At 57.6% G+C, this 25,516-nt stretch carries 26 protein-coding genes; 14 read left to right on the top strand and 12 right to left on the bottom strand.

The window, feature by feature from the left end:
- Positions 1-1,564: TolC family protein (locus JAO32_RS04755; protein ID WP_334238018.1), on the bottom strand; the 1,564-nt coding region annotated here is incomplete at its 3' end.
- A gap of 166 nt (positions 1,565-1,730) precedes the next feature.
- Here JAO32_RS04755 and JAO32_RS04750 point away from each other — a divergent pair.
- The 6 genes from JAO32_RS04750 to JAO32_RS04725 all read left to right on the top strand — a co-directional run bounded on the left by JAO32_RS04750 (position 1,731) and on the right by JAO32_RS04725 (position 9,424).
- The gene (locus JAO32_RS04750; RefSeq protein WP_334238016.1) at positions 1,731-2,828 is read left to right on the top strand and encodes a Gfo/Idh/MocA family oxidoreductase; all 1,098 of its coding nucleotides are present in this window, start codon (positions 1,731-1,733) and stop codon (positions 2,826-2,828) included.
- A 37-nt stretch (positions 2,829-2,865) separates the two neighbouring features.
- A complete protein-coding gene (gene argJ, locus JAO32_RS04745) occupies positions 2,866-4,089 on the top strand; it encodes a bifunctional glutamate N-acetyltransferase/amino-acid acetyltransferase ArgJ (RefSeq protein WP_334238014.1) in 1,224 nt (407 codons plus the stop codon).
- A 127-nt stretch (positions 4,090-4,216) separates the two neighbouring features.
- The gene (gene aceE / locus JAO32_RS04740) at positions 4,217-6,916 is read left to right on the top strand and encodes a pyruvate dehydrogenase (acetyl-transferring), homodimeric type (RefSeq protein WP_334238012.1); all 2,700 of its coding nucleotides are present in this window, start codon (positions 4,217-4,219) and stop codon (positions 6,914-6,916) included.
- Between the two features lie 109 nt (positions 6,917-7,025).
- Entirely contained in the window at positions 7,026-8,657 is a 1,632-nt protein-coding gene (locus tag JAO32_RS04735; protein ID WP_334238010.1) for a rhamnogalacturonidase, read from the top strand.
- 39 nt (positions 8,658-8,696) lie between these two features.
- Complete coding sequence (locus tag JAO32_RS04730) at positions 8,697-8,852, top strand: hypothetical protein (RefSeq protein WP_334238008.1); 156 nt, start codon at positions 8,697-8,699, stop codon at positions 8,850-8,852.
- Positions 8,852-9,424 carry a zeta toxin family protein gene (locus tag JAO32_RS04725; protein ID WP_334238006.1) on the top strand — a complete coding sequence of 191 codons (573 nt, stop codon included), beginning with the start codon at positions 8,852-8,854 and terminating at the stop codon, positions 9,422-9,424. Before JAO32_RS04730 ends, JAO32_RS04725 begins: the two co-directional genes overlap by 1 nt.
- Here the strand turns inward: JAO32_RS04725 and JAO32_RS04720 are convergent.
- The 4 genes from JAO32_RS04720 to metG form a co-directional block, all read right to left on the bottom strand.
- Positions 9,421-10,425, bottom strand: coding sequence for a polyprenyl synthetase family protein (locus tag JAO32_RS04720; protein ID WP_334238004.1), 1,005 nt, complete (start codon positions 10,423-10,425; stop codon positions 9,421-9,423). The two genes, JAO32_RS04725 and JAO32_RS04720, sit on opposite strands and share 4 nt — an antisense overlap.
- Positions 10,426-10,536: 111 nt before the next feature.
- Positions 10,537-11,037, bottom strand: coding sequence for a YajQ family cyclic di-GMP-binding protein (locus JAO32_RS04715; protein WP_334238002.1), 501 nt, complete (start codon positions 11,035-11,037; stop codon positions 10,537-10,539).
- Between the two features lie 80 nt (positions 11,038-11,117).
- Entirely contained in the window at positions 11,118-11,966 is an 849-nt protein-coding gene (locus tag JAO32_RS04710) for a TatD family hydrolase (protein ID WP_334238000.1), read from the bottom strand.
- A 300-nt stretch (positions 11,967-12,266) separates the two neighbouring features.
- On the bottom strand, positions 12,267-14,405 hold the full coding sequence (gene metG / locus JAO32_RS04705) for a methionine--tRNA ligase (RefSeq protein WP_334237998.1): 2,139 nt from the start codon (positions 14,403-14,405) through the stop codon (positions 12,267-12,269).
- A 93-nt stretch (positions 14,406-14,498) separates the two neighbouring features.
- On the opposite strand from metG, the gene rfaD reads away from it, so the two are divergent.
- Genes rfaD through JAO32_RS04690 form a run of 3 tightly spaced genes read left to right on the top strand, consistent with a single transcriptional unit; the run spans position 14,499 to position 17,071 of the window.
- Positions 14,499-15,554, top strand: coding sequence for an ADP-glyceromanno-heptose 6-epimerase (gene rfaD, locus JAO32_RS04700; RefSeq protein ID WP_334237996.1), 1,056 nt, complete (start codon positions 14,499-14,501; stop codon positions 15,552-15,554).
- Positions 15,551-16,153: a D-sedoheptulose-7-phosphate isomerase gene (locus JAO32_RS04695; RefSeq protein ID WP_334237994.1), complete on the top strand. Its 603-nt coding sequence runs from the start codon at positions 15,551-15,553 to the stop codon at positions 16,151-16,153. The genes rfaD and JAO32_RS04695 overlap by 4 nt, the downstream gene beginning before the upstream one ends.
- A 12-nt stretch (positions 16,154-16,165) precedes the next feature.
- Positions 16,166-17,071: an ROK family protein gene (locus JAO32_RS04690; RefSeq protein WP_334237990.1), complete on the top strand. Its 906-nt coding sequence runs from the start codon at positions 16,166-16,168 to the stop codon at positions 17,069-17,071.
- Positions 17,072-17,144: 73 nt separating this feature from the next.
- On the opposite strand, the gene JAO32_RS04685 is transcribed toward JAO32_RS04690, so the two are convergent.
- The 5 genes from JAO32_RS04685 to JAO32_RS04665 all read right to left on the bottom strand — a co-directional run bounded on the left by JAO32_RS04685 (position 17,145) and on the right by JAO32_RS04665 (position 20,501).
- Positions 17,145-17,582 (bottom strand): CYCXC family (seleno)protein, encoded by a 438-nt coding sequence (locus JAO32_RS04685; RefSeq protein WP_334237988.1) that lies wholly within the window; start codon positions 17,580-17,582, stop codon positions 17,145-17,147.
- 89 nt (positions 17,583-17,671) lie between these two features.
- Positions 17,672-18,121 carry a large conductance mechanosensitive channel protein MscL gene (gene mscL / locus JAO32_RS04680; protein WP_334237986.1) on the bottom strand — a complete coding sequence of 150 codons (450 nt, stop codon included), beginning with the start codon at positions 18,119-18,121 and terminating at the stop codon, positions 17,672-17,674.
- A 95-nt stretch (positions 18,122-18,216) separates the two neighbouring features.
- Positions 18,217-18,525 (bottom strand): permease, encoded by a 309-nt coding sequence (locus JAO32_RS04675; RefSeq protein ID WP_334237985.1) that lies wholly within the window; start codon positions 18,523-18,525, stop codon positions 18,217-18,219.
- The gene (gene mtnA, locus JAO32_RS04670) at positions 18,509-19,603 is read right to left on the bottom strand and encodes an S-methyl-5-thioribose-1-phosphate isomerase (RefSeq protein WP_334237984.1); all 1,095 of its coding nucleotides are present in this window, start codon (positions 19,601-19,603) and stop codon (positions 18,509-18,511) included. The genes JAO32_RS04675 and mtnA overlap by 17 nt, the downstream gene beginning before the upstream one ends.
- Positions 19,604-19,655: 52 nt before the next feature.
- The gene (locus tag JAO32_RS04665) at positions 19,656-20,501 is read right to left on the bottom strand and encodes a PGN_0703 family putative restriction endonuclease (RefSeq protein WP_334237982.1); all 846 of its coding nucleotides are present in this window, start codon (positions 20,499-20,501) and stop codon (positions 19,656-19,658) included.
- A gap of 75 nt (positions 20,502-20,576) precedes the next feature.
- On the opposite strand from JAO32_RS04665, the gene JAO32_RS04660 reads away from it, so the two are divergent.
- The 4 genes from JAO32_RS04660 (at position 20,577) to JAO32_RS04645 (ending at position 23,079) form a co-directional block, all read left to right on the top strand.
- Complete coding sequence (locus JAO32_RS04660) at positions 20,577-20,951, top strand: Fur family transcriptional regulator (RefSeq protein ID WP_334237980.1); 375 nt, start codon at positions 20,577-20,579, stop codon at positions 20,949-20,951.
- A 118-nt stretch (positions 20,952-21,069) separates the two neighbouring features.
- Positions 21,070-22,278: a GTP-binding protein gene (locus tag JAO32_RS04655; RefSeq protein ID WP_334237979.1), complete on the top strand. Its 1,209-nt coding sequence runs from the start codon at positions 21,070-21,072 to the stop codon at positions 22,276-22,278.
- A gap of 51 nt (positions 22,279-22,329) precedes the next feature.
- The gene (locus tag JAO32_RS04650; protein WP_334237978.1) at positions 22,330-22,845 is read left to right on the top strand and encodes a hypothetical protein; all 516 of its coding nucleotides are present in this window, start codon (positions 22,330-22,332) and stop codon (positions 22,843-22,845) included.
- A gap of 27 nt (positions 22,846-22,872) precedes the next feature.
- Positions 22,873-23,079 (top strand): hypothetical protein, encoded by a 207-nt coding sequence (locus JAO32_RS04645; RefSeq protein WP_334237976.1) that lies wholly within the window; start codon positions 22,873-22,875, stop codon positions 23,077-23,079.
- Here the strand turns inward: JAO32_RS04645 and pyrE are convergent.
- Positions 23,076-23,684, bottom strand: coding sequence for an orotate phosphoribosyltransferase (pyrE, locus tag JAO32_RS04640; protein ID WP_334237974.1), 609 nt, complete (start codon positions 23,682-23,684; stop codon positions 23,076-23,078). The two genes, JAO32_RS04645 and pyrE, sit on opposite strands and share 4 nt — an antisense overlap.
- A gap of 104 nt (positions 23,685-23,788) precedes the next feature.
- Between pyrE and JAO32_RS04635 the strand changes: the two genes are divergently transcribed.
- Positions 23,789-24,304, top strand: a complete 516-nt coding sequence (locus JAO32_RS04635; RefSeq protein ID WP_334237973.1) for a DinB family protein — start codon at positions 23,789-23,791, stop codon at positions 24,302-24,304.
- 71 nt (positions 24,305-24,375) lie between these two features.
- Here JAO32_RS04635 and gap read toward each other — a convergent pair whose 3' ends face one another.
- The gene (gene gap / locus JAO32_RS04630; protein ID WP_334237971.1) at positions 24,376-25,383 is read right to left on the bottom strand and encodes a type I glyceraldehyde-3-phosphate dehydrogenase; all 1,008 of its coding nucleotides are present in this window, start codon (positions 25,381-25,383) and stop codon (positions 24,376-24,378) included.
- Between the last annotated feature and the right edge of the window lie 133 nt (positions 25,384-25,516).

Below are 25,516 nucleotides of genomic sequence, written 5' to 3'. Positions count from 1 at the left end.
CGACGGCGCGCGCCAATGAAAGCTTTGCAATGTTGTGCTGATACAGCGCGCTAATGTACTGGTTGTTCGCCTGTTCGGTCTGCGACTGCGCATCGGAAACGGCAAGGTTATCGGCCACACCAGCACGGAAGCGCTGCTGTGCTTCGCTCAGTGCTTCGTTCGCCAGATCCACGTTGGACTTGGTGGCTTCTACCAGCTTTTCTGCAGCCTCAATGTCCAGCAGGGCATCACGAACATCCGCGTTTACCTGCTGCACCTGATCGGAATAACGAGCCTGCGCCGTCTTCAGGTTGGCGTCTGCCACCTGAATGTCGCCCTGCGTGCGTGCAATCTGCAGGATAGGCACAGAGACCTGGCCGGTTGCGGTGTAGGTGCCGTGCGAGTGAGCAGGTGTTGTGCCGAGATCGCCGAAGTCGCCGTTGAAATCAACAGTCGGGTAATACTCTGCCTTTGCCGCGGACTTCTGCGATTGCGCACCCTTGATACGTTCTGCTGATGCCTGCAGATCCTTGCGGTTCTTCTGTGCATCAGCAAACGCCTGTTCGGGTGTGGTGGGCGTTGCAGCAGAGAAGGGAGCCGCATCGGCGATGTGGAACTTCTGATCCAGCGGAAGGCCAATGGCACGAGCCAGGTTCAGCTTGTCCTTCTCCAGATTGTTCTGCGTCTGGATCACCTGCTGGTCAGCATTCTGATAGTCCACACGGGCGCGGAGTACGTCCAGCTTGGGGCTGGTGCCGGCTTCATGTGCTGCGGTGGCCTGATCGAGAGATACCTTTGCGTTCGCGCGCTCTGCGATAGCTGCATCAATGCGTGCCTGATCTGCAATGCAGAGAAGGTAGGCATTGCCGATGGTCAGCACCACCATGTTGCGTGCGTCTTCCGCGGTGAGCTTCGCGCCCTGAAAGTTATGCTTCGCAGCAATGTACTTCTGGATGCTGCTGACATTCACCAGCGATTGCGAAAGATACGCGCGGAAATCAAAAACCTGGAAGGGGCCGATGATGGGGTTGAGACCGGGGAAGCTGAGACCGTAAGCTGCCAGATTCACCTGCTCCACCGTGTAGGAAGCCGAGCCAGTAACCGTGGGCAACAGGGCCTGCAACGCCTGCAGCTTTTGACCATTTACAGTCTGCGTCTGTGCACCCTGAAGGATGAGGCCCAGGTTCGTGCGAAAGCCGCGCTGGATTGCATCATCCAACGTCAGTTCCAGCACGCCATCGGTGGCTTTGCCCTCGACGACGGAACCCTTGAAATCTTGTTGTGTGACCTGCGTGCTGCCTGCCGCTTGCGGGACAGAGCTGAAAACCTGCTCTGCGCCCTCAACCGTGGTGACGCCGGTCGCGGTGTGGTCGGTGCTGCCCGGTTGCGTGCTCGCTCCCATCTGGGCAGCGGCACCGAGCGGCAGCATCAGCGAAAGAACAGCCGCCGCGGACAGTGTCCAGCGCCGCGGGAGGCAGTGTAAGCCTGAGGCTCGATCGTGTTGCGTCATACGCTCCATTGCGACCCAAGCGGCTCGGTTCCACGTCTCCACTGACTCTCGGGTCAGTGGCCGGGCGTCGGCCATGCTTCGGTTTCCTACTTCAGATGCAGGCAACCCCATCCTCCGATGCAGAAAATGTTGCCTGTCTGCAACAAATTCTGTGCAGATTCTTTTCTCCGCAATTTACCACTTGGTTCTATCCTGTTGATTCGCGCACTGGAACAGGCTGCGAACAGGGGGAACTGGAGAATTGCGCCGCATTCGCACGGGAGTTGTGGGGTTTGGATTGGCAGGACGCGTCTTTCACGCGCCCTTTGTAGACGCTATTCCTGAACTGGAACTGGCTTATATTGTCCAGCGTTCCGGCGACGAGGCAAAGCGTGCCTTTCCGCAGGCAGAACAGCTTCGCAGCTTTGAAGAGCTTCTGCAGAGCGATGTGGAGTTGGTGGTGCTGGGGACTCCAACCATTAGCCACTATCCGATGACGAAACAAGCGCTGTTGGCGGGCAAAAACGTGGTTTGCGATAAGCCCATGACCACGACGACGGCGCAGGCTGAGGAACTGGAGAAGATTGCCCATCAGAAGGGGCTGCTGCTGTTTCCGTTCCACAATCGCCGCTGGGATGGTGATTTCCAGACATTGCAGGGCATCATTCGCGATGGTCGCGTGGGCCGCGTTGTGATGCTGGAATCGCGGTTTGATCGCTATCGTCCTGAGCCGAAACCGAACGCTTGGCGCGAGGAAGAGAATGCGGGCGGCGGACAGCTTTATGACATTGGGCCGCACCTGATTGACCAGGCGCTGACGCTTTTCGGGCGTCCGTCCACTCTGACGGCGAATATCCGCACCGACCGCAATGTGGGGAAGGTTCCCGATGGTTTTGATCTGACGCTGGTCTTCGATACGGGTAGGGAAGACCGCAAGATCACCGTGAAGTTAGGCACAACTGTATTGGCTGCGGATCCGGCGCCGCGTTACCGGCTGAACGGCACGGGTGGCACCTACGTGAAAAACGGCCTGGATCCCCAGGAGCCGACGATCCTGTCTGGTCATCTGCCTCCTCGGCAGGGAGCCGAGGAAGTCTGGTTGCAGGAGCCGGAGGATCGCTACGGAGTTCTGACCTACTGCCCGAACACGCAGAAACCGAACGAGTTGGAGTGGGAAACGATCCCCACCTTGCCCGGTGACTATCGCGGTTTCTATCAGAATGTAGCGGATTCGCTGCTGGGTTTGGCGGCACCGGAAGTGACGGCACGTTGCGCTGTCCGGACGGCTCGCATGATCGATCTGGCATATGAGAGTGCCCGCGTTGGAGCTACTGTTCGCGTGGACCACACCGGCTGGTAAATCAAAAGTATTTGTTTCAGGAATGGGGTGTAAGTAGTTGGCATCATTAAGAAAAGAATTGCCGCGCGGATTCCGCTGGGCGGCTGTGAAGGCGGGTATTAAGGCCAGCGGTCGGACCGATGTGGCAGTGGCTGTGGCAGATCGTATGGCGTCTGCCGCGGTGATGTTTACGGACAATCAGGTCGTCGCCGCACCGGTAACGGTGGGCCGGAAACACATGGCCGCGACGCAGGGCCGGGTGAAGGCCGTGATTGTGAATGCGGGGAATGCCAACTGCGCAACGGGTGCTCCTGGCATTGCCGTTGCGGAAGAAACCTGCCGCAGGGCTGCCGAACTGTTCGGTTGCACAGCCGAAGAGGTTATCCCGTCTTCGACTGGCATTATCGGGGTGCCTTTGCCGGTTGAAAAGCTGACGAGTGCATTGCCACATGCGGCGGAACGCCTCTCAAACAGCAACAAGGCAGCAGAAGATTTTGCCACCGCCATCATGACGACCGATACCAAGATGAAGGTGTCGCAGGCGACAGTGGAAGCGGCGGAGACCTCTGTGCGCATCTTCGGATGCTGCAAAGGCGCGGGCATGATCGGGCCGCAACTTGGGCCGCCGCACGCGACCATGTTGGTTTACCTGTTTACCGACATCGCTGCAGAGCCTGCCATCCTGCGTGAACTGCTGCAGGGACGTGTAGAAGCCAGCTTTAACTCGATCAGCGTGGACGGCGATACGTCGACCAACGACACGGTGCTGCTGCTGGCCAGCGGTGCCAGCGGTGTGAAGTGGAGCGATGTGCCGCGTAGTTTCCAGGACGATTTCTGTGACGCGCTGCAGCAGGTTTGCAACGAACTGGCACACGCCATCATTGATGACGGCGAAGGTGTGACCCACGTCGTTACGCTGGAAATCAGCGGTACCGCGAACGATGCGGACGCGAAAACCATCGCAAAGTCCATCGCGCATTCGCCTCTATGTAAGACAGCGTGGTCCAGCGCCGACCCGAACTGGGGACGCATCATTGCCGCCGCAGGCTACGCCGGTGTGCCGTTCTCGCCAGAAGAGACGACGGTGACGATTGGTGGCGTTAAAGTTTTCGATCGTGGTGTGCGTGCTGCGGGATATGACGAAGCTGCCGTCCACGAAAAGATGAAGCAGCGCGAGTACACCATTGCCGTGAGCGTTGGCGGTGGGCCGGGGCGTTCTCGTTTTCTGACGTGCGACCTTACGGTGGAGTACGTGCATATCAACGCGGATTATTCGACCTAGTCGACCGATTCGTTTTGCTTATATCTTTTCTTCTCCGCACTTATAATGGCTGAGGTTTGAAATGTGCGTGCTGAGTCGTTTCAGCACGTTCGTTTCTGTCACGTATCGACACAAATCTGGAGCAGCGATGGCGACCAATGTAGCAGTGCCCCCGGCAAGCGCCTTGAACGATCGGCAGCAGGAAATTGCAGAGTGGATTGAAGCGTTTGACGAGATGATCGTCGCCGAAGGCGCAGAGCAGGGTGCGGAGCTGATGACGGCTTTGCGTCAGCGAGCACGCGAGGCGGGCGTTACGGCGGGCATTGAGCTGACCACGCCGTATAAGAACACCATCCCCAAGCATGATGAGATTCCGTATCCCGGCGACCGCGATATGGAACGCCGCGTGGAATCGCTGATCCGCTGGAATGCCATGGCCATGGTTCACGGCCAGAACAAGAAGGACGCAGGCATCGGTGGTCACATCTCTACATATTCGTCGGTAGCCACGCTGTTTGAAGTGGGTTTCAACCACTTCTTCCATGCGAAGTACACTGCCGCAGACGGCACGGAACAGCCCGGCGACTTCGTTTATTTCCAGGGCCACGCTTCGCCTGGTGTCTACGCTCGTGCGTTTCTCGAAGGCCGTTTGAAGGAAGAGCATCTGCTCAACTTCCGTCACGAACTGCGCGATCATCCCGGCCTGTCGAGCTATCCGCATCCGTGGCTGATGAAGGATTTCTGGCAGTTCCCGACGGTCTCCATGGGCATTGGTCCTCTAAACGCGATCTATCAGGCGCGTTTCATGAAGTATCTGGAGAACCGCAACCTGATTCCGCATACCGACCGCAAGGTCTGGGCGTTTGTGGGCGATGGCGAGTCGGATGAAGTCGATACGCTTGGTGCGATTACTCTGGCAACGCGTGAGAATCTGGACAACCTGATCTTTGTGGTCAACTGCAACCTGCAGCGTCTTGATGGTCCGGTGCGTGGTAACAAGCGCATCATTGACGAGCTGGAAGGTCACTTCCGCGGTTGTGGTTGGAACGTGATCAAGGTAGTGTGGGGCACGGATTGGGATGCGCTGTTTGAGCGTGACCACACGGGCCTGTTGCTGAAGCGCATGGAAGAGTGCGTGGATGGCGACTTCCAGGCGTACAAGGCGAAGGGCGGCGCGTATCTCCGCGAGCACTTCTTCGGCAAGTATCCGCAGCTTCTGGAGCTGGTGAAGGACTACACGGACGAGCAGCTTTCCAAGCTGCACCGCGGCGGTCACGATACGCAGAAGGTCTATAACGCCTACAAGCGCGCAGTGGAGCATAAGGGCGGACCGACGGTCATTCTCGCCAAGACAGTGAAGGGCTACGGTTTTGCCAGCACGGAAGGCCGCAACGCTGCGCACAATGAGAAGAAGCTGACCGACGAAGGCGTGATCGCATTCAAGCAGCGCTTCGATATCCCCGTGCCAGATGAACAGGCTGCTGCGGGTAAACCGTGGAAGCCGTCGGACGACGCGCCGGAGTTGAAGTATCTGCAGGAGCGTCGTGCGAGTCTGGGCGGCTATGTGCCCACACGCGGATGGAAGCCGTTCAGCTTCACGAATCCTGAGATCGACTTCTACAAGGAATGGCTCGGCGGATCGAAGGGACGCGCTGTTTCCACCACGATGGTTTTCGTTGCCATCCTGCGCGCGCTGATGAAGGACAAGAACATCGGCCGTCTGGTTGTCCCCATCGTTCCGGATGAGGGCCGTACCTTCGGTATGGAATCGGCTGTGAAGCAGGTGGGTATCTACGCCAGCGAAGGCCAGAAGTACACACCGCACGATAGCGACATGCTTCTCTCGTATCGCGAAGAGAAGGACGGACAGATTCTGGAAGAGGGCATTACGGAAGCAGGCTCCATGGCCAGCTTCACCGCTGCCGGAACGGCCTATGCCAACTACGGTGTGCCGTCGATCCCGTTCTACATGTACTACTCCATGTTCGGCTTCCAGCGCATTGGCGACATGGCGTGGGCGTTTGCGGATTCGCGAGGCAAGGGCTTCCTGATGGGCGGCACGGCGGGACGTACGACGATGCTGGGCGAAGGTCTGCAGCATCAGGATGGCCACTCGCACGTGATCAGCAGCACCATTCCCACCTGCATCAGCTATGATCCGGCGTTTGCCTACGAAATGGCTGTGATTCTGCAGGACGGCATGAAGCGCATGTACGTGGACGACGAGCAGATCTTCTACTACGTCACCATGTACAACGAGGATTATGTTCACCCGGAAATGCCGCAGGGCGACAACGTTCGCGAAGGCATTCTGAAGGGACTGTATCGCTTCAAGTCTGCTCTGAAGGGCAAGGCGACGGTGCAGCTCTTTGGTTCGGGCACCATCCTGAATGAAGTGTTGAAGGCGCAGGAGATTCTCTCCAGCAAGTTTGGCATTGAAGCGGATGTGTGGAGCGTGCCGAGCTATACCGAACTGCGCCGCGACGCACTTGCCGTTGAGCGCTGGAACCGTCTGCATCCGTTTGAAGCGGAGAAGACTCCGTACCTGGTCACCGCTCTTGGTGATGCGCAGGGACCGATCGTTGCAGCCAGCGATTGGATGAAGGTGATGCCAGATGCGCTGTCGCCGTGGTTGGGCAAGCGGCTGGTCACGCTGGGCACGGATGGCTTTGGACGCAGCGATAACCGCGAACATCTGCGCGAGTTCTTTGAAGTGGATGCGAAGGCGATTGTCGCCGCAACCATCTCCAAGTTGGTGCGTGATGGCGCGTTGAAGGCCAAGGATGCGAAGAAGGCATTCGCAGAGGTTGGCATCAACACCGAAGCTCCGGAACCTTCGAAGCAGTAGTGATCAAGAACGCTGAAACGGGTGCCTGTGATCACAGGCACCCGTTTTCTTTGTGTGCGTTTGCGAAATGATGAAGAGTAGCGAAGCGTTTTGATAGGATTCATTCGCCATGAATCCTGCCCGTCGCGATCTCCTGAAATTCTCGCCGCTTGCTCTTGCTGCATTTGTGCCGTCCGTTACTTCGGCGCAGGTGACGGGAGCATCCACGCCGTCAACGCCTGCCTTTTTCGATGTGCGCCAGTATGGGGCCTCGGGAACTGGAAAGCAGTTGGATACCAACGGCATTAACGCAGCGATTGAAGCGGCGAACAAGGCAGGCGGCGGTACGGTGGTCTTCCCGGCGGGAACGTATCTTACGTTCTCCATTCGGCTGAAGAGCAATGTTCATCTCTACCTGTCGCAGGGAGCGGTGATTCTGGCGGCGGAGTCGCCCAAGCCCGGCGAAACTACTGGGCAGATGGGTGGCGTGTATGACGCTGCAGAACCACAGAATCCTGCGATTGAACCGTTTCAAGATTTCGGCCACAACCATTGGCACAACTCGCTGATCTGGGGCGAGGGCATCGAGAATGTCTCCATTACCGGGCCTGGCTTGATTTATGGCAAAGGCCTATCCTTCGGGGCTAATCGCGCTCCTCGTGGCGACTATCCCATGTACAAGGCGGAGCAGGCCGGCGTAGGTAACAAGGCGATTGCGATGAAGAACTGCCGCAATGTGACCTTTCGCGAGTTTCGTTTGTTGAAGGGCGGCCACTTCGGATTCCTGCTTACGGGTGTCGACAATCTCGTGATTGATGGTTTGCTGATCGACACGGATCGCGATGGCATCGACATTGACTGCTGCAAGAACGTGCACGTCTCGAACTGCACCGTGAATTCGCCGTGGGATGACGGCATCTGTCCCAAGTCGAGTTATGCACTGGGATATGCGCGTGCGACGGAGAACGTCACCATTACCGGCTGCACGGTGACGGGCGACTACATGCTGGGAACGGTGCTGGATGGCACGTACAAACACTTCGCGGCAGATGCGCCGCAGACCTATCGGACGGGACGCATCAAGTGCGGGACGGAATCCAACGGTGGGTTCAAAAACATCACCATCACTAACTGCGTGTTTGACGGCTGCCATAGCCTTTGTCTTGAGAGCGAGGATGGCGCATTGTGCGAGGACATTGCCATCTCCAACATCACCATGCGCGATCTGTTTGCCGGGCCAATTTTCTTCCGCCTGGGAGCACGTCTGCGCGGGCCGAAGCCGGAGACCAAGCCGGGAACGTTGCAGCGCATTGTGGTGAACAACATTACCAGTTACAACTCGACTTCGAACCTGTGCAACATCCTCTCGGGGATTCCTGACTTTCCTATTCGCGATGTGAAGATCAGCAACTTCTATATGCAGCATCAGGGCGGTGCTACGGCCGATAAGGCGAAGCTGGTGCCTCCAGAGGAGATTGCGAAGTATCCCGATCCGGAGATGTTTGGCCCCATGCCTGCGCAGGGCTTCTTCCTGCGCCACGTGCGCAACGTGGAGCTGAGCCATGTGGAGATTGCGCCTGTGAAGGCAGACGCGCGTCCGTCCTTCGTGTTGGAGGACGTGGACAGGGCAGATTTCTTCGCCATTACCGCACCCACTTCGCCGAGTGCGTTTGACTTCCGTCATGCGAAGGATGTGCGTGTGGGATGGAGCAGAGCAGCAAAGGATGCGGTGTTCGCAGACGCCAGCGGCAAGGTGCTGTAAATATTCTGCGTAATCGCATCCAGGAGTAGACTTGTGTTCATGGAAAGTAATTTCCGCAAATACGCCGAGGGATTGGCCGAGCACGCTCGTGCGGGTGTTGTCATTGAGGAGAAAATCCTCGAATGGAAACAGGCCGAACGGAAGCTGCGTCATGAGGAGAGCAAGCCTTCTGCCGCGCGCGCAAAGGCGAGCTAGTGCCTACTCTTACAGTGGTTGCTGGTCCGAATGGCAGCGGTAAAAGTACGCTGACGAAATGGAATCGTGAGACATTTCAGACGTTCCCGGTTCTTGATCCAGATGCTGTTGCAAAGTCTTTGAACGCGTCGGGAAGTGCCGGTTCCGCTATTGATGCAGGGCGTGCCGTTCTTACGCTGGCGGATCAACTGTTGACGGAAGGTCGCAGTTTTGTTGTAGAAACGACACTTTCAGGCAACACTTATATCCGCATGATGCAGCGTGCAAAGGCTGCTGGATATCACATGGTATTTCTTTTTGTCGGAACGCAAAGTGTTGAGATCAATCTGGTGCGTGTTCGTAACCGTGTAATCAAGGGCGGCCACGATGTACCAGAAGAAGATCAACGCCGACGGTTCGAGCGCAGTATGCGCCACATGCAAACAGCATTTGAACTGGCGGATGATGCGAGTTTGTACGACAACTCAGATACGCCCGGATATGCGCTTGTGGCTGTGAAGACAAACGGGGCAACTGAGCTCTTTGAGCCATTGCCTAAGTGGGCTGAGTTTCTGCGGGAAGAGACAGCTTAGCGATCGCGGTCGGTGACGTAGCCGGGAACCCACTGCAGGGCGCGTAGCGCCTTTGCGGCTTCCGAGTTGGCGGCGGGTAGGTCGGCGATGGACTGGCGAGCTGCTTCAGCATAGGCGCGGGCTGCGTCCATGGCGTATTCCAGCGATCCGTGGTGCTTCAGGATTTCCAGAATGGTGGCGTGCTTCACACGGCTGAAGTTACGGTCGGCCAGTACGGTACGGATGGCTTCGCGCTCTGCGCCTGTGCCACGTTCCAGCGCGTGAATGACGGCGAGTGTCGCCTTGCCTTCGCGCAGGTCGCTGGCGGCGGGTTTGCCGATGGTGGCTTCTTCACCGGTGATGTCGAGTACGTCATCCACGATCTGGAAGGCCAGGCCGAGGTTGCGGCCGTATTCACCGAGCTGCTGTTCTACTTCGTCGCTGGCTCCGGAGAGAGCAGCGCCAAGCTGCATGCTCACCTTGAACAGCATCGCGGTCTTGCGGAAGATCAGGTCGAAGTATTCTTCTTCGTTGATGAGGTGGCCCAGCTTCTGAATCTGCAGAAGTTCGCCTTCCACCATCTGCTGCGTTAGCCCGATGAGCAGGTCCAACACATGGAAGTTGCGTTCGTCCAGCGCGGTCTGGAAGGACTGCATGTAAAGCCAGTCGCCTGCGAGGACGCACTTGCTTTCGCCCCACACGGTGTTGGTGCTGGCTTTACCGCGGCGAGTCTTCGCTTCGTCAATGATGTCGTCGTGGACGAGCGTGGCGGTGTGCAGCATCTCGACGACGGCACCCATACGGATGCGGCTTTCGCCCTGGAAGCCAAGCGCTTTTGCCGCGAGCAACAGCAGCAGCGGACGGATGCGTTTGCCGCCGCCTGCCAGCAGATATTCCGCAATGTCTTGAATGACAGCGACTTCGGACTGCGACTGGCGGCTGAACTCGCGCTCTACAGCGGCAAGATCGTCACGTACGAGGTCAAAGACCTGTTTAGCAGTCGCACTGGGAAGAAGACTCACGCTTTTCAAACTGTAACAGTTCTTTGACGCGAAAGCAGTGCAGTGGGACGCAGGAAAGATAAACCCCGTCCACAACTTGCGTCATGAACGGGGCATGGCTTGTATGAAGGCTTAGTTCGAGCGGTAGTTGGTGAACTGGAGCTCCACGCCGAAGTCCTTGCCGCGCAGCAGGGCGATGATCTGCTGCAACACATCGCGGTCCTTGCTGGTGACGCGAACGGTGTCACCCTGGATGGAGGCCTGCGCCTTCAGCTTGCTGTCCTTCACGGCTGCGGTGATCTTCTTGGCCGCATCGCCCGTGATGCCTTGCTTCAGCTTGATCTTCTGGCGGACGGAGGAGTTTGAGGCAGGCTCAATCTTTTCGTACTCCAGGTTCTTGAGCGAGACGCCACGCTTGACCAGCTTCTGCTGCAGGATGTCTGTGACGGCCTTCAGCGTGTACTCGTCCTGCGATGCGAGCTGGATGGCGTCATTACCTTCCAGCGTCATGGTGGACTTCGAGTTCTTCAGGTCGAAGCGAGCGTTGACTTCCTTGGTGGCCTGGTCAAGCGCGTTCTTCACTTCCTGTACTTCCACTTTGCTGACGACGTCAAAGCTGTTATCGGCTGCCATTGTTCGTTCTCCTTGCAGTGCTGCAATCCTACAGATGCTGATGATTTAGAGCGGCAGAAAGATGCCGCGCGTTTGCCGGGCTATTCTACGCGGAAGAGGCGACGGAAGTTTGCGGTTGTCTCTTCTGCAAGCTGTTCCAGCGGGATCTTGCGCAAGTCGGCGACAAACTCCGCCGTTACGCGCGTGCGTCCGGGTTCGTTGCGTTCACCGCGATAGGGGATGGGGGCCAGGAACGGCGCGTCGGTTTCCACCAGGTAGCGATCGGCGGGCACAAGCTCTGCCGCTTCACGGATGGAAGGGAAGCGCGCATACGTCACGTTGCCCGCGAAGGATAGATAGAAGCCAAGATCGAGTGCGCGACGCGCTTCATCCGCCGTTCCAGAGAAGCAGTGCATTACGCCCATGCCGCCCTTGTTCGCGAAGTTTTCTGCAATCAAGCGAAGCAAGTCGTCCTGCGCATCGGCTGGGCCGAAGCGTTCCTTTGCCTGCGGCGTGGCGAGTTCGCTGGTGCGGCAGTGGATCAGGATAGGCTTGTTTGCCGCGAGTGCAATCTCCATCTGCGCAAGAAACGCCTGCTGCTGGACGTCGATGTCAGGGTTCTCGATGTGGTAGTAGTCCAAACCGATTTCACCGATGGCAACAACGTTTTCATCGGCGGCCAACGCACGCAGCTTGTTTAACGCGTCATCGTTGGCATGTTGCGCTTCCTGAGGATGAATACCCGCTGACGCAACGATGCGCGGCACGGCGGGATTGCCTTTGTATTTCACGGCCAGGTCGCGTGCACGATGCATCGTCTCCGGGCCATCGCCGATGCCGACGGAGAGGATGGTGCGCACGTCGGCTTCGAGCGAACGCGCGAGTACCGCGTCGAGGTCGTCGGCGTAGCTGTTGAAGTCGAGATGTGCGTGGCTATCTACGATGTGCACGTTCTTGTATCCATGTTTCAATCGATGCGGCCTTCAATCGCTTCGTCGACTGAAGATCCGGGTTACAACCCAGCAAGTTCACGCTTGACTGTCCGTTTCAGCTGCCAGAGGCAGCATGCCAGTATCGTCGTCAAGAACGCACAGATGACGACACAAACAACACGACTTGGTGAAGTTTCTTCAGCCGGGTTGATGAGAGCTAGCGCCGTATAGCCGTAAGCAAAGAGACAGCCGAGCAAGGCGAGAGCGGAACATATTCTTAGGAAATTCCTTTTCACGTTTGCCATCTCCCAGTAACTGTCAACGCAGGCGCGCTCCGATTTCGATGTCTTCGATGAAGCTGGCGAGTGCCGGTGTGCCGTCGCCGATGGATGCAGCGACGACCATGCCCTGCGATTCGAAGCCACGCAGCTTGCGCGGAGCGAGGTTGGCCACGATAACGACCTTGCGGCCGATCAGCTTTTCCGGTTCGTAATACTGCGCGATGCCTGCGAGGATCTGGCGCTTCTCATAGCCCAGGTCTACTTCAAGGCGAAGTAGCTTGTCGGCCTTGGGGACACGCTCGGCAACGAGGATCTGCGCCACGCGGAGGTCGACTTTCGCAAAGTCATCAATGGTGATCTCTGCGGTGTCTGGCTTTGCAGGTGCGGTGGCTGCTGGTTCTGCTGCGGCCGTTGCATCGCTGACCGGTGTCAGCTTTTGTTCGCCTTCAGCCAGGTTCTGCGGTGCGTTGGCGTCGGTGGTTGCGGGCTTCTGTTCTGCGTCGTTCATGCGAGTAATTAGTTCCTTCTCCGCGCGCGGGAATATGGGCGCGAGTGTTCCAAGCTTTGTGTTTGCGGCGAATCCGCCCTGTGTCAGGTCGCGCAGTTCGCCCGTTTCGGCGGCGCGTTCGATGGAGCCAAGTCCAAGCTGCTCCCACACACGTGCCGTGACATACGGCAGTACGGGATGCAGTAGCGCGGTCACCATGCGGATGCTCTTCGCGGCAGTGCGCAGTACTGTGGCGAGGCGTTCGCGCTGTTCCGGATCCTTTGCCAGTTTCCAAGGTGCGTTTGCGGTCAGGTAGCCATCTGTCGCGGCAATCAAGGCAGATGTGGCTTGTACGGCTGCGGTAAAGTCCTGCGCTTCCAGGCCACGTCCCACGGCTTCAATCGCAGTGGTGATGTCCGATGTGAGTTCCGTTGTAAGAGCGGCATCCGGGATCACGCCATCGAAGTTCTGCACGATCATGCTCAGCGTGCGGCTGACCAGATTGCCGTAACCGTTGGCAAGATCGCTGTTGTAACGCGCGACGAGAGCATCGAATGAGAACGAGCCATCCTGTCCGAACGAAATTTCGCGCAGCAGGAAGTAGCGCAACACATCCGCACCGAACAGGTCCTGTTCTTTCTTGTCCAGTTCCGGCTTCAGGGAGCCGAAGGCGTCAAGAATTGTTTCGGAGCGCACAATGTTGCCGCGGCTCTTGCTCATCTTGCTTTCTTCAAACAGGAGCCATCCGTGCGCAACGATCTTCTTTGGTAGTGGCAGTTGCGCGGCCAGCAGGAAGGCGGGCCAGTAAACGCAGTGGAAGCGGACAATCTCCTTGCCGACAAAGTGCAGATCGGCAGGCCAGTAGCGCGCAAACATCTCCGCGCCCTCTTCGCTCTCGTCGCCATAGCCAACTGCAGTCATGTAGTTGGCCAGTGCATCCAACCACACGTAGATCACATGCTTCTGCTGAGTCGTTTCCGCAGCGGGCGAGGGAACAGGAATACCCCAGTCAAAGCTGGTGCGCGATACGGAAAGGTCTTTCACGGCGCCGGGTACGTAGGGGATGCCGGTATCGCTCAGCAGCGTCTCTGCGCCGCTATTCACGGGGCCGCGCAGGAAGCTCAGAACTTCGTTCTTGCGAGCTTCGGGCGTGATGGTGAGCTGATTCGATTCGATGAGATCAATCAGCGGCTTCTGATATGCCGACAGACGGAAGAAGAAGTTCTCTTCCGTTACTTCTTCTGTTACGCGACCGCACTCAGGGCAGTGATCGCCAACGGGCACATCGACAAAGGCTTCATCGGAGACGCAGTATGCGCCGGTGTAACGATCAAGGTAGATCGCGCCCTTCTCATACAGCACGCGGAACAGCTTCTGCACGCCGAGCTTGTGCTTCTCGTCGGTGGTGCGAATGTACTGGTCGTAGCTGATGCCCATGCGCTGCCACAGCGTGCGGAAGGTCGCGGAGACTTCATCCGTAAACTGCTGCGGCGGAACACCTGCGGAGGCTGCGCTACGGCCAATCTTCTGACCGTGTTCGTCGGTTCCGGTCAGGAAATAGGTGTCGGCGCCTTCGAGGCGCTTACGGCGCGCCAGCGTGTCAGCGGCAATGGTTGTATACGCATGGCCGATGTGTGGCCGGGCGTTGACGTAATAAATCGGAGTCGTGAGATAGAACTTGTTGGGCATCGCGCTAACGGTCAGTTTATCAGTGCCTTTTGAAATGGCATGATCGCAACGCTTTCGTATGTCGCGTGAGAATTCGATAAAAGCAGATATTACGTGTACTTCGCGGACACTGTGTATGGTGCCAGCGCGTCTACAATCATCCTCATGGGAAAGATGACCGTAGTTACCGGCGCAGCCGGATTCATCGGACGCAACACAGTGGCAGAGCTAAACCGGCGCGGCAAGACCGATTTATTGCTGGTGGATGACCTGGGGACAGGTGAAAAGTGGCAGAACCTGAACGGCCTGCGATACGAAGACCTGATCCCCGTCGATGAGTTCCTGGATCGCATCCACGGCGTGGGCCAGGAGGAGCTGCCGGAGATTGACGGCATCGTGCATCTGGGCGCATGTTCCGCCACCACGGAAAAGGATGCGGACTACCTGCTGACGAACAACTACGGTTACACGCGCACGCTGTGCCAGTGGGCGCAAGAGCATGGCGCGCGTTTCGTCTATGCCTCCTCCGCTGCCACCTACGGCGATGGCTCGCTTGGCTATGACGACGATGATTCCGTCACGCCGAAGCTTGAGCCGTTGAACATGTACGGCTACTCCAAGCACATGTTTGATCTGTGGGCTTTGAAGAATGGTTTCTTCGCCAACGGTCATCCCATTGCCGGTGTGAAGTACTTCAACGTGTACGGCCCTTATGAAGACCACAAGGACGATATGCGTTCCGTTGTGCACAAGAGCTTCGGTCAGATTGGCGAGGGTGACGGCAAGGTAAAGCTGTTCAAGAGCCATCGTCCGGAGTACAAGGACGGCGAACAGATGCGTGACTTCGTGTATGTGAAGGACGCTGTGGATGTGACGTTGTGGCTGCTGGAAAACCCGCAGATTGGCGGTGTTTTCAACTGTGGCACCGGCATTTCTCGTACGTGGAATGACCTGGTTACGGCGGTGTATGCGGCAAGCGGAAAGCAGCCGAACATTGAATACGTCGACATGCCGGAGACCCTGCGCGAGAAGTACCAGTACTACACCGAAGCCAAGCCGGACAAACTGCGCGCTGCAGGCTATACGAAACCATTTACGACGCTGGAAGATGGCATTCACGACTATGTGAAGACCTATCTACAGCCGCGTGCAGAGAGGTTGAAGGGATGAAGGAATTGAGCGTCTTTCAAAGCAACGTAGCCGACGCACGCGTTGTGCTGGACACGATCCTGGAGCTTGAGCCCCAGGTGGAAGAAGCAGCACGAGTGCTGGCCGACGCGCTGCTGCGCGGCAACAAGCTGCTGGCGTGCGGCAACGGTGGATCGGCTGCGGATGCATCGCATCTCACTACGGAGTTTGTGGTGCGCTTTCACAAGGAGCGCCGTCCGTATCCCGCGATCAGCCTCACTGCAAACGGTGGCGATCTGACGGCCTGCGGCAACGATTACAGCTTCGACGATGTGTTTTCGCGGCAGGTGCGCGCCTTCGGCTTGAACGGCGACGTTCTATTTGCCTACACTACCAGCGGCAATAGTGAGAATGTGCTGCGTGCATTGAATACGGCGCGGCAGTATGGTGTTGCCACGGTTGCCTTTCTTGGACGCGATGGTGGAGCATGCGCAGGCATTGCAGATGTAGAACTGATTGTGCGCCACAATGTGACGGCGCGCATTCAGGAAGCACATAAGCTGCTGCTGCACACTATCTGCGAGCTGGTGGAGCTTCGTCTTCATGCTGCCGCAGAGGCAGGAGAGCAGCCGCTAACCTAAGCGGAACGGGCGATGAGCATGCGTATTGGAGTTGACCTTGGCGGCACGAAGATTGAAGGCCGCGCATTTGATAACAACGGACAGGAACTGGATCGCCTGCGTGTTCCCACACCTCGCGAAGATTACGACGGCACCGTTGCAACCATCATTGAAGTAGCGCGGTCGCTGGAGACACGTCTGGGCCAGCAGGGCACGCTGGGCGTTGGCATCCCTGGGTCGGTGGTGAAGTCCACCGGCCTGGTGAAAAATGCGAACTCCACCTGGCTGAATGGTCGTCCGCTGGAGAAGGACCTTTCCAAGGCATGGGGCCGCGAAGTTCGCTGCGCCAACGACGCCAACTGCCTCGCTGTTTCAGAAGCAGTGGATGGAGCGGGTGCTGGATACAACGTTGTCTTCGGCGTGATCCTCGGCACTGGATGTGGTGGTGGTGTCGCTATCGCTGGCAGGGTACACAACGGTCCGAACGGCATTGGTGGCGAGTGGGGACACAACTCGTTGCCCATGCAGCGTGAAGGCGAATGGCCCGGTCCTGAATGCTACTGCGGTCAACGCGGATGCATGGAGACATGGGTTGCCGGATCAGGGCTTGAGCGCGACTTTCTTGCCGTAACGGGCAAGGCATTGCGTGGACCGGAAATCGTGAAGCTGAGCGAAAGCGGCGATCCTGAGGCTGAAGCGGCATTGCAGCGTCTGGAAGACCGTCTTGCACGTGGCCTCTCGAATGTCTGCAACCTTCTGGACCCGGATGCCATTGTCTTCGGCGGTGGCTTGTCTCAGTTGGATCGGCTGTACGTGAATGTGCCGCCGCTTATTGCGCAATACACCTTTGGCAAGGGATTTGAAACACCTTTGCGGAAAGCTGTGCACGGTGATGCCAGCGGTGTGCGTGGTGCTGCGTGGCTTTGGCCGCAGGAGTAGTTCACTGCTCAGCAAAACAAGGAAAGGCCGCGATGCGAGATCGCGGCCTTTCGCTTTTGCGTTTCAACGGGAATTACAGGCTGATATGTTCCAGATCCAGATTCATCCAGTCGCCCTTTTCAATGGCGGCGCGAATCTGTGCGGGTGTCTTGTGCAGCTTGGTCTGCTGGTAGGTGAAGGCGGCTTCCTTCATGCAGGTGGAGCATTCGGCTCCGTGCAGGCCCTCAAAGCAGGAATGCAGGCTGTTGTGGCCCATGCCCAGGTCGCAACGGCAGTAGCAGGGCATCTGGTGCAGCACCGGCGAAACCTTTGCAGCCATCTTGTATGCCGTCACCTGGTACGGGTGCGAGAAGTACACGCCCGTCAGTTGCGCGTCATGCAGGATTGGCGGCAGAGCCTTGGTGGGCGCGGAGGCGTTGTAGGCCGGAATGTCCTTCGAAGGATTCGACCACTGAGCACAGGCGGCTACGGTAAGGACGGCAACGGCAACAAGAGCAATTACGCGCTTCATGCATACGATCATAGCGCGGTCAGGCGCTCAAGGCAGGAGGGCCGCATCTGCGGCCCCTCTGTTTCGCTTTCAGACTGAGTTCGGTGGTCTTACACCGGCTGCGTGCAGAACTTGCAGCGCGTGGCTTCCAGAGGGATCTCAGAGATGCACTGCGGGCAGGTCTTGGTGGTGGGTGCAGCTTCAGCAGGCTTATTAAACCTCTCCATCACGTACTTCATGGGCATCACGATCAGGAAGTAGATGGCCGCGGCGTTGATGAGAAAGTTGATGATGGCATTGAGGAATTTGCCAACGTGAAGTTCGCCCGGCGGAATGTAACCCGCAGGTAAAGGGCTCGGCGGTACGACGTGCCGCAGCGTCGGAACGTGAACGACCAGGTTGGAGAAGTCCGGCGCACCAACAATCGCAGCGATGAACGGGGTGATGATGTCTGCCGTTACCGATGCGGTGATGGCCGCAAATGCTGCACCGATGATGACCGCGACCGCCAGATCAACAACGTTGCCGCGCAGGATGAAATCGCGAAAGCCCTTCAGCATGTGGACTATTGCCCCCCTTACTTTGGGGACAGCATACATGCAGCGGCGGATTTATGGCAGAGGGAAGCTTTGGTGTGATGGAAAATTGCGCAGTGCTATAGCCAGAACGGATAGACCAGGAAGAACAGGATCACGCAGACACACATCAGGTCCATGTACGCGCAGAGCACCACGCCGCCGTGATACCAGTTCCAGCGTGTGCGCATGCAGCGTAGCGTGTCCGCTGTGCCAATCAGGGAAAGTAATAGCGGAATCACAAGCCACGGGTTGGGCCTGTTGTACGGGAAGTTTGACAGCCAGAACGAAACCAGAAGGCTCAACAGCACCAGCAGATTGGCGCGCAACAGAGAACGCTGGCGCCAATCTACAAATGCAATTCGGTGGTGATTATGCAGGTACGCCATTTGCTTCTGCTTTAACTGCGGCCTCCATGGCGCGCATGCTCTCGTCGTACGGCGGATACAGAACGCCTCGCTCCGTGATGATGGCGGTCACGTACTTTGCCGGGGTTACGTCGAAGGCAGGGTTCTCAATGCCGCATCCGTCCGGCGTCATCTGCTTGCCGTTGGAGTGCGTTACTTCGTAGGCGCTGCGTTCTTCAATGGGAATGTCATCGCCGTGCTTTGTTGCCATGTCCACGGTGGACCAGGGGGCAGCCACGTAGAACGGAATGCCATGTTCCTTTGCCAGAACGCTGACGGAGTAGGTGCCGATCTTGTTGGCCACGTCGCCGTTCGCCGCAATGCGGTCTGAGCCAACGATCACGGCCTGAATGCGGCCTTTGCGCATCAGCGCGCCGCTCATGTTGTCGCACAGGACGGAGGTCTGGATGCCATCGTGCAGCAACTCCCACGCCGTCAGGCGAGCGCCCTGCAGGTAGGGGCGAGTCTCGTCCGCCAGCACGTTGATCTTGTGTCCCGCTTCTACTGCAGCGCGGATGACGCCCAGTGCCGTACCGTAGCCGCATGTGGCCAGCGCGCCGGCGTTGCAGTGCGTCAGCACGGTGCCTTCCTTCGGCAACAGTTCTGCGCCGAAGCGGCCCATGGTCTTGCAGGCTTCAATGTCCTCGTCGTACATGCGCAACGCTTCAGCACGAACTTCTTCGCGGATGCGCTCGATCTTTTCGGCTTCCGACAGATTCGCGGGTTGCTTGTCGACAAGCTGGTAATAGAGCACGCGGATGCGTTCGATTGCCCAGAAGAGATTCACTGCGGTGGGGCGAGTGGCAGCGAGTACCTTGGCCATCTCGTCCACATCCTTGCTCAGTGCGGCAACGGTGGTGGCGGGCGAGTTCTGGATGCCCAATGCCATGCCCATAGCGGCGGAAACGCCGATGGCGGGAGCGCCGCGAACAATCATGTCGCGGATGACAGTGGCAACATCCTGGTAGCTGGTGGCAAGTACGTATGTTTCTTCAAGCGGAAGCTTCGTCTGATCGAGGAAGCGAACGCCCTGGTCGGTCCATTCGAGAGTAGGAATCATCACCTTTAAGTTTACGCTTTTGTAAACGTGAGGGTGTGACCGACATCACTCTTCAACGGGTTTTCGGTGTGGCCATAATGCCGTATTTTGCTTCCAGAAACACCTGTAGGGAGCCGGGAAGTGTTGCGGCAACCTCCTGCCATGTGAGCATCAGGATGCGGCTGCGCAGGTGGCTGTAGCGGATAGCGGCGAGTACAGCGAAATATTGTCGCTGCAGGTCGGGCCGGCGCTCGTCCATGAGCACGGCGAAACGGGAATCGCTGTGGTGCGCCGCCAGTACACCACGAAGAAGCTGATAGCTACGAAACAAGGTGCGCGAGCGAGGGAGGCGATCGATTTCAAAGGCTTCTTCAAACGCTTCATAACGTTCCAGCAGGTCAGGCCGCGCTGTCTGAAAATCGGACTCGCTCAGCTTTGCTTCCACTAGCAGATCGTCGAGCTGCATATCCATCTCTGTCCGGTCGTCATGCCCGTCGCGCAGTGGTGTGCGTACGCGGAAGCCAAATGCAGGCGTTGCTCCGGATTCGATGTTCAGCAGAGTTTGCAGACGTTTTGATCGCAGCGTTTGCGGATGGCAGAAGATGTTCATCAACAACGCATCGGAACTTACAGCGCAGTCCAATTCGCCACGACTTCGCTCGTTGCTATGTGCGATGCGTCTGGACGCGGTATACGTCTTCGCCAGTCGCTCCGCCCATTCAGGATTGGCCAGGATGCGTTTGTAGCTCGCAGGATGGAAGTTGCCGTGTTGGCCGCTCTCATCTTCACAAAACAGGACCGAAGGGATGGTGCCGTAAGTTGTCTCGTGGGCATGAGCAACGTTGCGCGCGCTGATCTCACTGCGAAGATTCGTCGCTGTCCGCACCAACATTTCCGGCGATTGAGTTCGCGTAGCCATGTCCTAATTGTAGGCGATGAAACGGCGAAGATGGGCGATGATGCCGTTACAGCGATAGACTTCGCTGAGAGCCCGATGACGACCCAACGCAATACACGCCAGAAGCAGGCAATCCGCAGCGCCTTTGACAAGACCGATCGCCCTCTTTCGCCGGAGGAGATATTGCAAAGCGCTCGCGGCGACGTGAAGGGGCTGAGCCTGGCAACGGTCTATCGCAACCTGAGCGCGTTGCTGGAAGAAGACTGGCTGCAAGCAGTGGAGATTCCGGGGATTCCCACGCGGTATGAGCGCGCAGGCAAGGAACATCATCACCATTTTCATTGCAATACCTGCGGCAAGGTGTATGAGGTTGCAGGCTGTGCCATGCAGGTGAAACCTCGCCTGCCACGCGGATTCCGCATCACCGGGCATGAGTTCACGCTGTTCGGCGTGTGTCCCGACTGCCAGTAAACATGCGATTTCTATAGATTCCAAAAAAATTTAACTTGTAAATGCAAACGTATTTGCAATAGCGATAGTCTCTCCTTTATAAATGGGAATCAGTTCGCAATAACTGAAGGTGAGGGATATGGAAATGCAACTGCCTGTGACCGTGTTGTCAGGATTTCTTGGCGCGGGGAAGACCACGCTGCTGAATCATGTGCTGGCCAATCGCGAGGGCCTGCGTGTGGCGGTGATTGTGAACGATATGAGTGAGATCAATATCGATTCGCAACTGGTGGCGCAGGGAGCGGGGCTGAGCCGCACGGAAGAAAAGCTGGTGGAGATGACGAATGGCTGCATCTGCTGCACGCTGCGGGAAGACCTGTTGCAGGAAGTGTCGCGCCTTGCACATGAGGGCCGCTTCGACTATCTGCTGATCGAATCCACAGGTATTTCGGAGCCGTTGCCAGTGGCTGCAACGTTCACCTTCATGGACGAAACAGGGCGTTCTTTATCCAACACCGCAAAGCTGGACACGATGGTGACGGTTGTAGATGCCTCCAGTTTTCTGAAGGATCTGGATACGGCAGATGATCTGCGTGATCGTGGCGAGTCTCTCGGAGAAGAAGACGAGCGCACACTGTCTGATCTGTTGATTGATCAGGTGGAGTTTGCGAATGTGCTGGTGCTAAACAAGACAGACCTTGTCTCCATCGAAGACCTCGCACGTGTGGAAGGCGTGTTGCATCACCTGAATCCAAAGGCGCGCATTGTGTATGCGGAGCGGGGTGCGGTGCCGTTGAAAACCATCCTCAACACTGGCCTGTTCGATATGGAAGAGGCGGAGAACTCTGCTGGATGGATACAGGAACTGAACAACGTTCATACGCCGGAGACGGAAGAGTATGGCATCTCTAGCTTCGTGTATCGAGCGCGTCGTCCGTTTCATCCGCGGCGGTTGGAGGAGTTGACGAATGATCATTTGCCGAACGTGCTGCGCGCCAAGGGGTTTCTGTGGCTCTCTAGTGCGCAGGATGATCTGATCCTGTTCTCCATTGCGGGAAGGAATATGGCGATGGAGCCGCAGGCGCGTTGGATGGCTGCGATGGAGACCGTCGATATCGACGATCCAGAAACCCTCGACTACTACCAGAGCGTTTGGCAGCAGCCCTATGGCGATCGTCGCCAGGAGATTGTTTTTATCGGGCAGGGAATGGATCGCGAAGCGCTGGAACTTCTCCTGAATGATGCATTGCTTACCGATGAAGAATTTGCTGCGGGACCCAGGGTGTGGGCCAGGTACGACTGCCCATTTGCCATGATGTTTCCCGAACGCGGACAGCGTGCTGCCTGAGTGTTGTCCGCGTCTTTTTTCTCCAACAAAACTGGCCGCGATGGGCGCAGGATGCGTCGGCAACTGCCGCAGATTCTCCGTCGCGGCACGGCTCTATTGCATCAGCAGTGTTGGCTTTGGGGCTGCGATATTCGGCGCTCTGAAGGCAATCTGTTGCGGGCGTATGGCTTCGCTCGACAAGCCGACCCGGAAGGCAAACGCTCCACGCAGTACACGCTTGGCTTAGAGGATGGCAGCATCGTTCGCCTGTGGGGTTCCGGTCTCTACTTTGGAGATCAGGAAGAAGGTGTCTTCCTGAATCGTTTTGCCTTTGAGCCTCGGCTGGTGCGATTTACTCAAGACTGGCAAGACCCTGCGCGATTGAAGGAAGCACCACGCTACCTGGACTTCCAACGCCTCAGCGCTGCGTGCGCCTGGGTCGGAGCATACGAGGCGTGGACGCTGTTGCAGCTTGGCAAGGCCTATCGTCGCGTCTGCTTGTCCAGCGGCCCTGATCCAGCTCAAGAAGCAGAAGGCATCGCAGCGGGATGGCGGCAACTGGCTAAGGATTTGGCAGCGTTCTGTTGAAGCTCGCACACGGCATACGATGGATGTATGCGTTTTTTGAACAAAGAGAGCCTCGCCCAGGGCGAGGACTGGTATGGCAATACTGCCGCAGTGACATGTTTCCACTGCGGCAAGGTATTTCTTACATCACAAGTGCTCCATCGCAAAGGCAGAGCCTGCCCCAAGTGCGGTGAGTGCAAGGTGATGTTCACCAAAGAAGGTGTCACGGTAAGCGAAGCGGGCGACACAGCTTAGTTCTGCTTCAGTTTTTCTGCGCGCACATCGCTTGCCGTGAAGACGCTGAGGAACGGCGTGTTGCCGATTGCGGCTTCGATGTTGGCACGGCCACCCTGTTCGCGATCCACCAGGCAGAGCACGGCTGCGACGGTCATGCCTGCGGCCTTTACGGCTTCAATAGCGGTGATGGTGCTGCCGCCGGTAGTGCAGACGTCATCCACAACAACTACCGACACTCCTTCGCGAACATAGCCCTCAATCTGCCGGCCGGTGCCGTGCTGCTTGAGGGCCTTGCGGACGAGGAAGCCATGGACCGGCTTCGCATCTGCGTGTTCCAGCGCATACCAAGCTGTTGCAGACGCTGTGTTGCTCACCAGCGGATCGGCACCCATCGTCAGACCGCCCACAGCAACTGCCTGCGGTGCATGTTGGCGAATCAGTTCAGCAAAGACGAGTCCGCTAAGGCGACCGCCCTCGGCATCCAGCGTGGTGGTGCGGCAGTCGATGTAGTAATCGCTCTTGGCGCCGGAGGCCAGGGTGAAGTCGCCCAGACGAAAGCTGAGCTTTGCAATCAGGCTGAGAAGTTTGGCGCGGTCGGCGGTCAGAGCAGTGGAAAGGTCCATAGCTCTATGAAAACAGCGAGTCAGCGAGTCAGCAAGTCAGCCAGCCAGCGGGGCCGTGCTTTTCGCGAACCTGCACACCCGGCGTATCGTTTTCACGTGAGGTAATGGCGATGGATGCGGTGCCGTTTTTTGTGGACCAACTGGAGCGGGAACATGCGTTAAACAAGAAGATGTTGGCACAGGTGCCGGAAGGCAAAAACACCTGGAAGCCGCATGAAAAGTCGATGGAGCTTGGTTACCTTGCCGCTCTTGTAGCGCAGATGCCCGCGTGGATTGCACTGGTACTTACCACGGACGAGCTTGAGTTGACCGATCCTCATGCGGGACAGGACTTTCGCCCAGTGGCACAGGATTCCAATGAAGCGTTGCTTGCTTACGCAGACATCGCCTTAGGAAAGGCAAACTCAGCTCTTTCCTCGGTGAAGGAGGAGCAGTGGGGGCAACCATGGACGCTGAAAATCGCGGGCAATGCTGTGAGCAGCGCCACGCGGCTGCAGCAGGTAGCGGAGAACTTTACCCACATGGCGCATCACCGTGGGCAGTTGACGGTGTACCTGCGGCTGCTGGGCGATAAGGTGCCAGCTACATATGGCCCCAGCGCGGATGAAAAGGTGGGTTAATCCGCATTCATTTAAAAGCAAAACGGGTGCAGCCTGAGCCGCACCCGTTTTGCTTTTAAATCGGAAGGGAATTACAGACCCTTGCTTACCAGGAACAGGATCAGGTCCTTCACTCGCGAGCTGTAGCCCCATTCGTTGTCGTACCAGGAGATGACCTTGCCCGTCTTTTCGCCGATGACCTTGGTCAACTTCGAATCGAAGATGGACGAGCGGCTGTCGCCCTTGAAGTCGCTGCTGACCAGTTCCTCGTCCGTGTAGCCCAGGATGCCCTTCAGAGCGCCTTCGCTGGCCGACTTGATCGCTTCATTGATGCTGGCGATGGTCATCGGCTTTTCCGTGTTGAAGGTGAGATCGATCACGGAGACGTTCGGAGTGGGTACGCGCATGGAGAAGCCGTCCAGCTTGCCGTCCATTTCGGGGATGACGAGCTTCAGGGCCTTGGCAGCGCCAGTGGTCGACGGGATCATGTTGATGGCTGCAGCGCGTGCGCGGCGCAGGTCCTTGTGCGGGAAGTCCAGGATGACCTGATCGTTGGTGTAGCTGTGGATCGTGGTCATGATGCCGCTGGTGATGCCGAACTTCTCGTGCAGCACCTTCACCACGGGCGCAAGGCCGTTGGTAGTGCAGCTTGCGTTCGAAATGACGTGGTGCTTCGATGCGTCGTACTTGTCGCTGTTTACACCTAGCACCAGCGTTACATCTTCATTCGTTGCCGGGGCGGAGATGATGACCTTCTTCACGGTTTCGCCCAGATGGGCCTTCGCCTTGGTGGCGTCGGTGAAGTGGCCAGTGGATTCCACCACGATCTGGGCGCCAACCTCTGCCCAGGGCAGCTTGGCGGGATCGCGCTCGGCGAAGACCTTGATCTTCTTGCCGTTCACGCTGATGTAGTCATCGCCGGCTTCAATCTCGTGCTTCAGGTTGCCGAGGATGGAGTCGTACTTCAACAGGTGCGCCAGCGTTGCAGGGCTGGTCAGATCGTTGACGGCCACAAATTCGATTTCAGGGTTATCGATTGCGGTGCGGAAGACGTTGCGGCCGATGCGGCCAAATCCGTTAATGCCTACCTTTACTGCCATGACGTGTCTTTAGCTTCCTCTCAGGGTTGCGGCGAACGCCGTTTCGTCCGTCGCAACCAGTGTAGCGGGTGCCCCGTGGGGTGGCGCAATTCGGCTGTGTGAAACCTTAGGGAGCCGTCCCAGATTCCTCGTA

Origin of the sequence: Terriglobus sp. ADX1, from assembly GCF_036877645.1 — a bacterium.
Classification (GTDB): Bacteria; Acidobacteriota; Terriglobia; order Terriglobales; family Acidobacteriaceae; genus Terriglobus.
Note: the sequence above shows the minus strand (reverse complement) of the source record. Positions and strands in the feature narration are given on the sequence as shown.

Bases quoted from the DNA above. Each gene is read 5' to 3' on its own strand.
- JAO32_RS04675 (WP_334237985.1), bottom strand. From the start codon at position 18,525: ATGGCGTACCTGCATAATCACCACCGAATTGCATTTGTAGATTGGCGC.
- JAO32_RS04685 (WP_334237988.1), bottom strand. From the start codon at position 17,582: ATGAAGCGCGTAATTGCTCTTGTTGCCGTTGCCGTCCTTACCGTAGCC.
- pyrE (WP_334237974.1), bottom strand. From the start codon at position 23,684: ATGGACCTTTCCACTGCTCTGACCGCCGACCGCGCCAAACTTCTCAGC.
- aceE (WP_334238012.1), top strand. From the start codon at position 4,217: ATGGCGACCAATGTAGCAGTGCCCCCGGCAAGCGCCTTGAACGATCGG.
- JAO32_RS04665 (WP_334237982.1), bottom strand. From the start codon at position 20,501: ATGGCTACGCGAACTCAATCGCCGGAAATGTTGGTGCGGACAGCGACG.
- JAO32_RS04730 (WP_334238008.1), top strand. From the start codon at position 8,697: ATGGAAAGTAATTTCCGCAAATACGCCGAGGGATTGGCCGAGCACGCT.
- JAO32_RS04635 (WP_334237973.1), top strand. From the start codon at position 23,789: ATGGCGATGGATGCGGTGCCGTTTTTTGTGGACCAACTGGAGCGGGAA.
- mscL (WP_334237986.1), bottom strand. From the start codon at position 18,121: ATGCTGAAGGGCTTTCGCGATTTCATCCTGCGCGGCAACGTTGTTGAT.
- JAO32_RS04660 (WP_334237980.1), top strand. From the start codon at position 20,577: ATGACGACCCAACGCAATACACGCCAGAAGCAGGCAATCCGCAGCGCC.
- gap (WP_334237971.1), bottom strand. From the start codon at position 25,383: ATGGCAGTAAAGGTAGGCATTAACGGATTTGGCCGCATCGGCCGCAAC.
- JAO32_RS04650 (WP_334237978.1), top strand. From the start codon at position 22,330: ATGCGTCGGCAACTGCCGCAGATTCTCCGTCGCGGCACGGCTCTATTG.
- JAO32_RS04655 (WP_334237979.1), top strand. From the start codon at position 21,070: ATGGAAATGCAACTGCCTGTGACCGTGTTGTCAGGATTTCTTGGCGCG.
- JAO32_RS04715 (WP_334238002.1), bottom strand. From the start codon at position 11,037: ATGGCAGCCGATAACAGCTTTGACGTCGTCAGCAAAGTGGAAGTACAG.
- JAO32_RS04645 (WP_334237976.1), top strand. From the start codon at position 22,873: ATGCGTTTTTTGAACAAAGAGAGCCTCGCCCAGGGCGAGGACTGGTAT.
- JAO32_RS04695 (WP_334237994.1), top strand. From the start codon at position 15,551: ATGAAGGAATTGAGCGTCTTTCAAAGCAACGTAGCCGACGCACGCGTT.
- mtnA (WP_334237984.1), bottom strand. From the start codon at position 19,603: ATGATTCCTACTCTCGAATGGACCGACCAGGGCGTTCGCTTCCTCGAT.
- JAO32_RS04690 (WP_334237990.1), top strand. From the start codon at position 16,166: ATGAGCATGCGTATTGGAGTTGACCTTGGCGGCACGAAGATTGAAGGC.
- metG (WP_334237998.1), bottom strand. From the start codon at position 14,405: ATGCCCAACAAGTTCTATCTCACGACTCCGATTTATTACGTCAACGCC.
- JAO32_RS04735 (WP_334238010.1), top strand. From the start codon at position 7,026: ATGAATCCTGCCCGTCGCGATCTCCTGAAATTCTCGCCGCTTGCTCTT.